11 protein-coding genes are annotated in these 11,154 nt (G+C 54.0%); 7 read left to right on the top strand and 4 right to left on the bottom strand.

Features of this window, described 5'->3' with window-relative positions; all coding sequences use genetic code 11:
* Positions 1 to 59 precede the first annotated feature (59 nt).
* The 5 genes from fdnG (at position 60) to AC4IBF_RS21415 (ending at position 6,723) form a co-directional block, all read left to right on the top strand.
* Positions 60 to 3,110: a formate dehydrogenase-N subunit alpha gene (gene fdnG, locus AC4IBF_RS21395; RefSeq protein ID WP_090420837.1), complete on the top strand. Its 3,051-nt coding sequence runs from the start codon at positions 60 to 62 to the stop codon at positions 3,108 to 3,110.
* Between the two features lie 12 nt (positions 3,111 to 3,122).
* On the top strand, positions 3,123 to 4,025 hold the full coding sequence (gene fdxH / locus AC4IBF_RS21400) for a formate dehydrogenase subunit beta (protein WP_008501831.1): 903 nt from the start codon (positions 3,123 to 3,125) through the stop codon (positions 4,023 to 4,025).
* Entirely contained in the window at positions 4,022 to 4,657 is a 636-nt protein-coding gene (fdoI, locus tag AC4IBF_RS21405; RefSeq protein WP_008501832.1) for a formate dehydrogenase cytochrome b556 subunit, read from the top strand. The genes fdxH and fdoI overlap by 4 nt, the downstream gene beginning before the upstream one ends.
* Complete coding sequence (fdhE, locus tag AC4IBF_RS21410; protein WP_023309751.1) at positions 4,654 to 5,583, top strand: formate dehydrogenase accessory protein FdhE; 930 nt, start codon at positions 4,654 to 4,656, stop codon at positions 5,581 to 5,583. The genes fdoI and fdhE overlap by 4 nt, the downstream gene beginning before the upstream one ends.
* 219 nt (positions 5,584 to 5,802) lie before the next feature.
* On the top strand, positions 5,803 to 6,723 hold the full coding sequence (locus tag AC4IBF_RS21415) for an alpha/beta hydrolase (RefSeq protein ID WP_136196046.1): 921 nt from the start codon (positions 5,803 to 5,805) through the stop codon (positions 6,721 to 6,723).
* 8 nt (positions 6,724 to 6,731) lie between these two features.
* On the opposite strand, the gene fabY is transcribed toward AC4IBF_RS21415, so the two are convergent.
* From fabY to yihX, 4 genes are read right to left on the bottom strand one after another with little or no spacing between them, the layout of a single operon-like run.
* A complete protein-coding gene (fabY, locus tag AC4IBF_RS21420) occupies positions 6,732 to 7,673 on the bottom strand; it encodes a fatty acid biosynthesis protein FabY (RefSeq protein WP_158285469.1) in 942 nt (313 codons plus the stop codon).
* A 44-nt stretch (positions 7,674 to 7,717) separates the two neighbouring features.
* Entirely contained in the window at positions 7,718 to 8,155 is a 438-nt protein-coding gene (dtd, locus tag AC4IBF_RS21425) for a D-aminoacyl-tRNA deacylase (protein WP_109846452.1), read from the bottom strand.
* Positions 8,152 to 9,033: a virulence factor BrkB family protein gene (locus tag AC4IBF_RS21430; protein ID WP_115876970.1), complete on the bottom strand. Its 882-nt coding sequence runs from the start codon at positions 9,031 to 9,033 to the stop codon at positions 8,152 to 8,154. Before AC4IBF_RS21430 ends, dtd begins: the two co-directional genes overlap by 4 nt.
* Positions 9,027 to 9,626: a glucose-1-phosphatase gene (yihX, locus tag AC4IBF_RS21435; RefSeq protein ID WP_491463083.1), complete on the bottom strand. Its 600-nt coding sequence runs from the start codon at positions 9,624 to 9,626 to the stop codon at positions 9,027 to 9,029. The genes AC4IBF_RS21430 and yihX overlap by 7 nt, the downstream gene beginning before the upstream one ends.
* A 405-nt stretch (positions 9,627 to 10,031) precedes the next feature.
* Here yihX and AC4IBF_RS21440 point away from each other — a divergent pair, with 405 nt between their 5' ends.
* The gene (locus AC4IBF_RS21440; RefSeq protein ID WP_058841944.1) at positions 10,032 to 10,808 is read left to right on the top strand and encodes a hypothetical protein; all 777 of its coding nucleotides are present in this window, start codon (positions 10,032 to 10,034) and stop codon (positions 10,806 to 10,808) included.
* A gap of 2 nt (positions 10,809 to 10,810) precedes the next feature.
* Complete coding sequence (locus AC4IBF_RS21445; protein ID WP_143345681.1) at positions 10,811 to 11,095, top strand: hypothetical protein; 285 nt, start codon at positions 10,811 to 10,813, stop codon at positions 11,093 to 11,095.
* The last annotated feature ends 59 nt before the right edge of the window (positions 11,096 to 11,154 follow it).

The raw sequence follows: 11,154 nt of genomic DNA on the forward strand, positions 1-11,154 counted from the left end.
ATTCTCAACCGCGAAGTCAAAACTACATATGTAAGCAATGTCGAAACAAGGAGTGACCCATGCAGGTCAGCAGAAGGCAGTTCTTTAAGATCTGCGCTGGCGGTATGGCAGGCACCACGGCAGCGGCACTGGGCTTTGCGCCCGGCGTAGCGCTGGCGGAAACGCGGCAGTATAAACTGCTGCGCACCCGTGAAACCCGTAATACCTGTACGTACTGCTCTGTCGGTTGCGGGCTGTTAATGTATAGCCTCGGCGACGGTGCTAAAAACGCCAAAGCGTCTATTTTCCATATCGAAGGCGACCCGGATCATCCGGTTAACCGCGGCGCATTGTGCCCCAAAGGGGCCGGTCTGGTGGACTTTATCCACTCCGAAAGCCGTCTCAAATTCCCTGAATATCGTGCGCCTGGATCCGACAAATGGCAGCAAATCAGCTGGGAAGAGGCGTTTGACCGCATCGCAAAACACATTAAAGAAGACCGCGATGCCAACTTTGTTGAGAAGAATGCCGACGGCGTCACGGTCAACCGCTGGCTCTCCACCGGGATGCTGTGTGCCTCCGCTTCAAGCAACGAAACCGGTTATTTAACCCAGAAATTTACGCGCGCACTCGGTATGCTCGCGGTCGACAACCAGGCGCGTGTCTGACACGGACCAACGGTAGCAAGTCTTGCTCCAACATTTGGTCGCGGTGCGATGACCAACCACTGGGTCGACATCAAGAACGCCAACCTCATTGTGGTGATGGGCGGTAACGCCGCTGAAGCGCACCCTGTCGGGTTCCGCTGGGCGATGGAAGCCAAAATCCACAACGGTGCGAAACTGATTGTGATCGATCCCCGCTTTACGCGTACTGCGTCAGTGGCGGATTTCTACACCCCTATTCGTTCAGGTACTGACATCACTTTCCTGTCAGGCGTATTGCTGTACCTGATGACCAACGAAAAATATAACCGCGAATACACCGAAGCCTATACCAACGCCAGCCTGATCGTGCGTGAGGATTACCACTTCGAAGATGGCCTGTTCAGCGGTTACGACGCCGAAAAACGCAAATACGACAAAACCAGCTGGAACTACGAGCTGGATGAAAAAGGCTTTGCGAAGCGCGACACCACCCTGCAGCACCCGCGCTGCGTGTGGAACCTGCTGAAAGAGCACGTTTCCCGCTACACGCCTGAGGTTGTCGAAAACATCTGCGGTACGCCGAAGGCGGACTTCCTGAAGGTGTGCGAGCTTATCGCCGAAACCAGCGCGAAGGACAAAACCGCGTCGTTCCTGTACGCCCTCGGCTGGACGCAACACTCCATCGGTGCGCAGAACATCCGTACCATGGCGATGGTTCAGCTCCTGCTCGGCAACATGGGTATGGCTGGCGGCGGCGTGAACGCCCTGCGCGGTCACTCCAACATTCAGGGTCTGACTGACCTCGGCCTGCTGTCTCAAAGCCTGCCGGGTTACATGAACCTGCCAAGCGAGAAACAGACCGACCTGCAAACCTACCTGACGGCCAGCACGCCTAAACCGCTGCTTGAAGGCCAGGTGAACTACTGGGGCAACTATCCGAAGTTCTTCGTCTCGATGATGAAAGCGTTCTTCGGTGATAAAGCGACGGCTGAAAACAGCTGGGGCTTTGACTGGCTGCCGAAGTGGGACAAAGGTTATGACGTTCTGCAGTATTTCGAGATGATGCACCAGGGCAAAGTGAACGGCTATTTGTGCCAGGGCTTTAACCCGGTGGCCTCGTTCCCTAACAAGAACAAGGTTGTTGAGTCGCTGTCGAAACTGAAGTTCCTGGTGACGATTGACCCGCTCAATACCGAGACCTCGACCTTCTGGCAGAATCACGGCGAATCGAACGACGTCGATCCGTCGAAGATTCAGACCGAAGTGTTCCGTCTGCCGTCAACCTGCTTCGCGGAAGAGAACGGGTCGATCGTTAACTCCGGACGCTGGCTGCAGTGGCACTGGAAAGGTGCGGACGCCCCGGGCATCGCCATGAACGACGGCGAGATTCTGGCCGGCATCTTCTTACGCCTGCGTAAGATGTATGCGGAAGAAGGCGGCGCGAACCCGGAACCCGTGCTGAACATGACCTGGAACTACTCGACGCCGGAAAATCCTGCGCCAGAAGAAGTGGCGATGGAGAGCAACGGTAAGGCGCTGGCGGACGTTATTGACCCGGCCACCGGCACCGTACTGGCGAAGAAAGGCGATCAGCTCAGCACCTTCGCGCACCTGCGCGATGACGGTACCACCTCCAGCGGCTGCTGGATCTTTGCCGGTAGCTGGACGCCGAAAGGCAACCAGATGGCAAACCGCGATAACGCCGACCCGTCGGGCCTTGGCAATACGCTGGGCTGGGCATGGGCGTGGCCGCTCAACCGCCGTATCCTCTATAACCGCGCATCCGCTGACCCGCAGGGTAACCCGTGGGATCCGAAGCGTCAGCTTCTGAAGTGGGACGGCGCGAAATGGGGCGGCGTGGATATTCCGGACTACAGCACTGCCGCACCGGGCAGCGACGTTGGGCCGTTTATCATGCAGCCTGAAGGGATGGGGCGTCTGTTTGCTATCGATAAGATGGCGGAAGGTCCGTTCCCGGAACACTACGAGCCGTTTGAGACGCCGCTGGGCACCAACCCGCTGCACCCGAACGTGGTCTCAAACCCGGCAGCCCGTATCTTCAAAGGCGACTTTGAAGCGCTGGGTAAAAAGGACAAGTTCCCGTACGTGGGCACCACTTACCGTCTGACCGAGCACTTCCACTACTGGACCAAGCACGCGCTGCTTAACGCGATCGCGCAGCCGGAACAGTTTGTGGAGATCGGTGAGAAGCTGGCGAACAAGCTCGGCATTGCCCATGGCGATACCGTGAAGGTCTCCTCTAACCGTGGCTACATTAAAGCCAAGGCGGTGGTGACTAAGCGTATTCGCACGCTGAACGTTCACGGTCAGCAGGTGGATACCATCGGTATTCCGATTCACTGGGGCTATGAGGGCGTGGCGAAGAAAGGGTTCATTGCGAACACCCTGACGCCGTTCGTCGGTGATGCGAACACGCAGACGCCGGAGTTTAAGGCCTTCCTCGTGAACGTGGAAAAGGTGTAACGGAGACGACTTATGGCTTATCAATCTCAAGACATTATCCGTCGTTCCGCGACTAATGGTTTCACGCCCGCGCCTCAGGCGCGGGACCACCAGCAGGAAGTGGCGAAGCTTATCGACGTGACCACCTGTATCGGCTGTAAAGCCTGTCAGGTGGCCTGCTCTGAGTGGAACGATCTGCGTGACGAAGTGGGTCACAACGTCGGGGTGTACGACAACCCGGCGGACCTGACCGCCAAGTCCTGGACGGTGATGCGTTTCTCGGAAGTTGAGCAGAACGACAAACTGGAATGGCTTATTCGCAAAGACGGCTGTATGCACTGTGCGGATCCGGGCTGCCTGAAGGCATGTCCGTCAGAAGGGGCTATCATTCAGTATGCCAACGGCATCGTCGACTTCCAGTCCGAACAGTGCATCGGCTGCGGCTACTGCATCGCGGGCTGTCCGTTCGACGTACCGCGCCTGAACCCGGAAGACAATCGCGTCTACAAATGCACCCTGTGCGTTGACCGCGTAACCGTCGGCCAGGAGCCTGCGTGCGTGAAGACCTGCCCAACCGGCGCTATCCACTTTGGCTCCAAAGAGGATATGAAAACGCTGGCGGCAGAGCGCGTGGGCGAGCTGAAAACCCGTGGTTACGACAACGCGGGCCTGTACGATCCGGCCGGGGTTGGCGGTACGCACGTGATGTACGTGCTGCACCACGCCGACAAGCCGAATCTGTATCACGGTCTGCCGGAGAACCCGGAAATCAGCGCCACCGTGAAGTTCTGGAAAGGCATCTGGAAACCGCTGGCAGCGGTCGGTTTTGCTGCCACCTTCGCAGCGAGCATCTTCCACTACGTCGGCGTCGGTCCGAACCGCGCGGAAGAGGAAGACGACAACCTGCATGAAGAGAAAGACGAGGTGCGCAAATGAGAAAACGTGACACCATCGTGCGCTACACCGCGCCGGAACGCATCAACCACTGGGTCACCGCCTTCTGCTTCATGCTGGCGGCGATAAGCGGGCTGGGGTTCTTCTTCCCGTCCTTCAACTGGCTGATGCAGATCATGGGGACACCACAGCTGGCGCGCATCCTACACCCGTTTGTAGGCGTCATCATGTTCGCGTCGTTCATCATCATGTTTTTCCGCTACTGGCACCATAACCTAATCAATCGGGATGATATCTTTTGGGCGAAGAATATTCGTAAGATCGTCGTCAACGAGGAAGTGGGTGACACCGGGCGTTATAACTTCGGCCAGAAATGCGTATTCTGGGCGGCGATTATCTTCCTGGTCCTGTTGCTGGTGAGCGGCGTGATCATCTGGCGTCCGTACTTTGCGCCTGCTTTCTCAATCCCGGTGATCCGATTCGCGCTGATGCTGCATTCATTTGCCGCAGTGGCGTTAATTGTGGTTATCATGGTGCATATCTACGCCGCCCTTTGGGTGAAAGGCACCATTACCGCGATGGTGGAAGGCTGGGTAACCAGTACGTGGGCGAAGAAACATCACCCGCGCTGGTACCGTGAAGTCCGCCAGAAACAGGAAAAGTCATCTGAATGAGTATTCGCATAATCCCGCAAGATGAGCTGGGGTCGAGCGAGAAACGCACGGCGGATTATATTCCGCCGTTGTTATTCCCCAGACTCAAGAACCTCTACAACCGCCGCGCAGAGCGTCTGCGCGAGCTGGCAGAGAACAACCCGCTGGGCGATTTTCTGCGTTTTGCCGCGTTGGTCGCCCACGCGCAGGAAGTGGTGCTGTACGACCACCCGCTGCAAATGGATCTGACCGCGCGTATCAAAGAAGCCAACGCGCAGGGCAAGCCGCCGCTGGACATTCACGTCCTGCCGCGCGACAAGCACTGGCAAAAGCTGCTGCATTCGCTGATTGCCGAGCTGAAGCCGGAGATGAGCGGTACCGCGCTGGCGGTCATTGAGAATCTGGAAAAAGCCTCTGACCTGGAGCTGGAAGAGATGGCGAGCGCGCTGTTTGCCTCCGACTTCGCTCTGGTGAGCAGCGATAAAGCGCCGTTTATCTGGGCTGCGCTGTCGCTTTACTGGGCGCAAATGGCGAGCCTGATCCCCGGCAAAGCTCGCGCCGAATACGGCGAGGCGCGCCAGTTCTGCCCGGTCTGCGGCTCAATGCCGGTTTCCAGCATGGTGCAAATCGGCACCACTCAGGGGCTGCGCTACCTGCACTGCAACCTGTGTGAAACCGAGTGGCACGTGGTTCGCATCAAGTGCAGCAACTGCGAGCAGACCCGCGATCTGAATTACTGGTCGCTGGAAAATGAAGAAGCAGCAGTGAAAGCCGAAAGCTGCGGCGACTGTGGCACTTACCTGAAGATTCTGTATCAGGAAAAAGACCCGAAAGTCGAAGCGGTGGCCGACGATCTTGCCTCGCTGATTCTGGACGCGAAGATGGAGCAGGAGGGATTCGCCCGCAGCTCGATCAACCCGTTCCTGTTCCCGGGTGAAGGGGAATAACTCCCTGTTACAGTGCCGGGCGGCGCGTGCTTGCCCGGCCTGCAGTTCGACAGCATTACCCGCCGTCTTTCATGTCAGATGCTCTCCATTCTCGTTGAGAGACGCGTTATCGCCTTTGCGAGCCGCTTTCCAGATTGTTGCCCTCAACAATATTCTTGTTTTCTTTTGAATCAAACCAGGCTATAAAACTGTTTATCCATACAGTAAAAGGGAATTTTCATGGCGCTGGAACAGGGTATTGCACAGCTGGTTCAGGGATTTATCGCTGCAGGGCGACCCTCGTCACGTCGCCAGAGCGTTGAGGTGCGACGAGCAGGCTATATTGCCAGCACGGGGCTTGCCGGGGAGACCGAAACGCGCGTACAGGTGGAGACGCTCGTTCTTGACGGTCTTACCATTCGGGTGTTTTCACCTCTCAATGCACCTGAAATATTGCCTGCTGCCATTTACTATCATGGCGGATGTTTCATCAGCGGCGGCTTTGATACGCATGACAACCAACTCCGTCAGTTAGCCTGCTACGGCAATTGCCGGGTGATCGCGATTCAGTACAGGCTGGCCCCGGAGCATATTTTCCCCGCAGCACATGACGATGCGGAAAAAGGTGCAGATCTGGTCTGGCAATATGCGGACAAACTGGGCGTGGATAAAAACCGGATCACACTTTGCGGAGACAGCGCAGGAGGCCATCTTGCGCTGGTAACGTCATTGCGGCTCAACGCGAAAGGACGATGGAAACCCGCACAGCTCATTCTTATCTATCCCATGCTCGACGCCACCGCCAGTTTTGAAAGCTATGCCCTCAATGGCACGGATTACATTATCACCCGCGATACCCTGCTCAGCGGGTATGAAATGTACCTCGCCGACATCGACCGCCAACATCCCGAAGCGAGCCCGCTGTGGCGCGATGATTTTTACGGACTTCCGCCAGTGCACATCATTACCGCAGAGTACGATCCGCTGTGCGATGAGGGAGAAATGTTATATCAGCATTTGACTGAGCAGGGTGTGAAGTGTACCGCTCAGCGCTGGCTGGGCGTCATCCATGGCTTCTTTCAGCTTGGCGGCGTTAGCCAGTCTGCGCGAGACGTTATGCGGGATATCGCCGGGCGGATTCAGCACGCCCGGATAACGTGAACAGAAGATTACTCCTCCTCGTTTCCGCCCTCTTCATACGCGCCAAAAGGCTTCGCCGGAAGAACAATGTAGGTGCCTTCAAATACCGCGCCCGGTGTTTTATCGCCAAATAGTTCAACCTGCATTTGTACGCGAGCCTTGCGGCCGCGTGCCAGGCGATCCAGATCGCCGCCCAGCGATCCCAGATCGGCCACCGCGCTCGGTTTACCGCTGATCGGTGCGCTATAGCGGATATGAGCATCAGCAAGAATGATGGTGCCACCCAGATGGCGCTCGCGCAGCATCAGCCAGATAAGTCCCCAGCCGGTAAGCGTGGCCAGTGAGAACAGACTTCCGGCAAAGAGGGTGTGGTGGGGGTTCTGATTGCCAGTTTCCGGCATGGTGGTAATAAATTTTTGTCCGGTGTACTGCTGAATGCGCACGCCCATTTTTTCGCTGAGCGGAATGTGCTGATACCAGGCCTGCTGCAGCTGTCCGCACCAGTCGGCGCGATGCAGAATATCGTCCAGCGTGGCGATGGGTTTGATCATCAAAAAATGACGAATCGGGGTGGTTTGCGGGGTCGTGATCTCCCCCTGATTCACAAAACCGAGTTTAGCGAAGAATTCCACGGCATCTTCGCGGGCGCTACAGGTGACGCGCTTAACGCCTTCCTGACGGGCGACGGATTCCAGGGTCATCGCCATTAGCGTCCCCAGACCTTTGTCCTGCACGGAGGGATGAACCGCCATAAAGCGAATAGACGCTTCGTTATCGGCGTTGATATACAAACGCCCGACGGCCACAAGGTTGCCCTCTTCGTCCATCACCATCTGATGGTGGGCCATCGCGTCCCAGGCGTCGCGCTCAGAGCCTTTTGGCTGATGTAATGGCTTGCGTAGCATTTCCCAGCGGAACTGGTAATAAGCGTTTAACTCTTCTTCCGTTTGCGGTACTCGAAGGTGATACATAGCTGTACTCTCTCTTGTTACCCGCGGCCATGCCGTAAGTATGCTCATACCTGGAGCCAGAATGTGACAGGGCCATCGTTCACCAGCGATACCTGCATATCTGCAGCGAATCGTCCGGTTTGCGTATTCATTTCCTGCTGGCGACAACGCTCTACAAAGTACTCGTAAAGTGCTTCAGCACGAGCCGGCGCGGCACCTTTCGAGAAACTCGGGCGCATGCCGCGCTCGGTATCCGCTGCCAGCGTAAACTGGGAAACCACCAGCACGCTGCCGCCCGCCTGCTGGACGTTCAGGTTCATCTTGCCTTCCGCATCGCTGAAAATACGGTAGCCCAGCACACGCTCACACAAGCGGTTGGCTTTTTGCTCGTCGTCATCCTTTTCGACACCTAACAACACCAAAAGTCCTGGGCCAATTTCACCCGTCACCTCTCCCTCCACGGTGACGCTGGCACGGGTTACGCGCTGTATCAATGCAATCATGGTTGGTCTGCTTCTTGTTGTTTTTCAGCTTCTGCTGCTTTTTTAAGTTCGCGGTATACACCGAGAGTGACAGTTATTTCAGCACCAAGCAAGACGATACACCAGGTCCAGTAGACCCAGACGAACAAAATGGGGATCACCGCCAGCACGCCGTAAATCAGCTGATAGGACGGAAACATGGTGATGTAGAGGGCAAACCCTTTCTTACCGAGCTCAAAGAGCAATGCCGCCACCAGCGCCCCCACGACCGCATCGCGGTTGGGCACGCGCGTGGTCGGCACCACGCTATAGAGCAGCCAGAACGAGAGCCACGACAGGATCAACGGAAAGATGCGAAGCACATTATCAATAGCGCCGTTTAAATCACTCGCCCAGCGCAGGGAGAGCAGATAAGAACTGATTGCCAGGCTCGCTCCGGCCAGCAGCGGCCCCAGCGTGAGGATCATCCAGTACACGGCAAAGGAATAGACCTTTGGCCGCGCTTTTTTACTCCGCCAGATCGTGTTTAGCGCGTTATCGATGGCGTACATCAACAGCAGCGCGGTGACGATAAGACCGCACGCCCCCACTGCCGTCATCTTGCTGGAATTGGCAACAAACTGCTCAATGTAGTTCTGGATAACATCCCCGGTTGCCGGAATGAAATTCGCGAAGACAAAATGACGAAGCTGCACGCTGACGTCCGCAAACATCGGAAAGGCGGAAAACAGGGCAAAGATAACCGCCACCAGCGGCACTAACGAGAGCAATGACACGTAGGCGAGGTTACCCGCCAGCGTGGTCATATTGTCCTCATCAATCCGGTGCCAGAGCAGTTTCAGCCAGGCCCGCAGCGGGCGAGTATGGTGCGTGGCTTTTTGATGAACGGTTTTTAGCATAGCTGCTTCGCAAAGTAGTCAGGTATCGTCTCTTTTCCGGTCACCAGAATTGACGTAATACCCAACTGGTTAGCTCCCTCTATATTATCGGCGTTGTCGTCGAAAAAGACCGCATCGGCCGCGGTGAATCCTTCTGACTGCAGAACAGCCTGATAAATTCGCGCTTCAGGCTTACGCATGCCCATCTCCTGCGAGAGATAGATTTTATCAGCCGCCGCCTTAACTTCAGGGTATTCTTCAGGCCAGAACGTGGTATGCAGGCGGTTGGTATTTGATAGCACAACGACACGATGCCCCTGCTCGCGCAGTTTGTGCATGATGTCGATCACTTCAGGCCGGATGGCGACAAATACCGCCTGCCAACCGTGGGAAAACTGTTCATAGCTTAACGAAAGCCCCATCTCCTGACAGAAACGTTCAGCGAACTCTTCATCGCTGATTTCGCCGCGTTCATGCTGGTGGAAAGTCTCGCCCATCGCGAAATTCTGCTTTAAGGTCGCCAGCGGCACGCGGCTAAAATCGCTCCATGCGCCCAACACGCGATTAAAATCGATATCGACGATGACGTTTCCTAAATCAAAGATATAAAGCATGTTTATCTCCTGCTCGCCGTGGAGAGGTAACTGTAGCGGGAAAGATAAAGTTTGGCTATGCACGAGATTCAGCTTAGAGGGAGCAGTATGAAGAACAAAAATTTAGCCAGGAAGATGATATTGGCTTACTGGCGATAGGCAGGGATGAGTTTTATTTAAGTTCGATTTTGCGAAGATATACGTTTTAGTTCATTCTGCAAAAAATTATAGAAAAACGCTTCCGTAATATTTTTTCTCATCACCATATTCCCCCATTTTTGCCATGGCAATCCCATTTCGCGCGGCTTTGCTCGAAATCGCAACAAGTTCACTTTACTTAAATTTACATTTAGATACAAATACTCTATTTATCTTCTTTTTTATAATGATAAGTTTACATTACTTTACACATGGAGCTGCACTTTCGTGAAGATTAAAAAGGGATACGTTCTCAGTGCCGTTTTAATAGCTTTACTCTGCGCTTTCGCTATTTATTCATACAATGCCTACCGATTTAAAAAAGCCAGCAGAGATATTTTATATCAACTCTCTAGCCAACTGATTGTGAAGCAAGGGCTTGAACCAAAACTTTCAACCCACCTCGTTTTTGATACGTTATATATCGACGGAAACATATCCAAAGATGATGACAAAATCATTGTGGGGCTTATCAGAAAAAACCTTATCCCTGTCAGAACGATATCCATAAACAGTGGTGGCGGCGATGTCGAAACTGCAATAAAAATAGCACAAGTTATTCATGATAAAGAAATTAACATTGAGGTCAGGCGATTATGCCTTTCTTCCTGTGCTAACTATCTTTTCCCAGCGGCAAAAAACAAAATCATCAACTATGGTTCCATTATTGGTTTCCATGGGTCGCCTAATTCTGATGACAATAAGTTAACAACTACGGTTAACGGAGAAATCAATACAGACACAACGATAACAGATCGCATTTTCTCAGAAATAAGAAAAACGGATAAAGCATTCTACAAAGATATAAATGTGTCATGGATGATGCCACTTTGCGGGCAAAAAGAAAATATTGGTGATCCAGACACAGGTCTGTCGACGTACAGCGAAAAGGATTTTACGCGTTTTGGCGTAAAAAACATTTCATTCACGGATGGTGAAATGGTATGGAAAAAGTCTATGGATATTATGGGTATACCTTTTGCTCACTATTGCAAGGAAAATTAATAATGCGTGAACTCAATGAAAGTGAATTATGTAACGTCAGCGGTGCAGGAATGTGGGGTTCTATCGGTAGTGCGATTGGTGGGATGTTCGGTGGTGGTAGCGCTGGTTGTAATGGCAGCTATTCTCACACCAGCACCACTAACAAAGATGGTTCTCACTCTGAAAGCACATCCTTTAGCGGTGGTTGCTCGGTTAACGTTGGTGGTAAAAGCGGTGGTTCATCAAAAGGTAATGGTGGTTCGAAAAGTGGCGGTGGCCGCCAGGGTAATGATCACGGTAGACATTAATTCCTGAACCATTATAACTCATAGCCGCTGATATTTGGCGGCTATTTCCACCCCGCAAG

The sequence above is a fragment of the Enterobacter sp. Taxon_8 genome (assembly GCF_058354585.1).

What these genes read in the sequence shown, in the direction of transcription:
- AC4IBF_RS21430 (WP_115876970.1), bottom strand. Translation starts at nt 9,033, where the DNA reads ATGCTAAAAACCGTTCATCAAAAAGCCACGCACCATACTCGCCCGCTG.
- fdxH (WP_008501831.1), top strand. Translation starts at nt 3,123, where the DNA reads ATGGCTTATCAATCTCAAGACATTATCCGTCGTTCCGCGACTAATGGT.
- fabY (WP_158285469.1), bottom strand. Translation starts at nt 7,673, where the DNA reads ATGTATCACCTTCGAGTACCGCAAACGGAAGAAGAGTTAAACGCTTAT.
- fdoI (WP_008501832.1), top strand. Translation starts at nt 4,022, where the DNA reads ATGAGAAAACGTGACACCATCGTGCGCTACACCGCGCCGGAACGCATC.
- yihX (WP_491463083.1), bottom strand. Translation starts at nt 9,626, where the DNA reads ATGCTTTATATCTTTGATTTAGGAAACGTCATCGTCGATATCGATTTT.
- dtd (WP_109846452.1), bottom strand. Translation starts at nt 8,155, where the DNA reads ATGATTGCATTGATACAGCGCGTAACCCGTGCCAGCGTCACCGTGGAG.
- AC4IBF_RS21445 (WP_143345681.1), top strand. Translation starts at nt 10,811, where the DNA reads ATGCGTGAACTCAATGAAAGTGAATTATGTAACGTCAGCGGTGCAGGA.
- fdhE (WP_023309751.1), top strand. Translation starts at nt 4,654, where the DNA reads ATGAGTATTCGCATAATCCCGCAAGATGAGCTGGGGTCGAGCGAGAAA.
- AC4IBF_RS21415 (WP_136196046.1), top strand. Translation starts at nt 5,803, where the DNA reads ATGGCGCTGGAACAGGGTATTGCACAGCTGGTTCAGGGATTTATCGCT.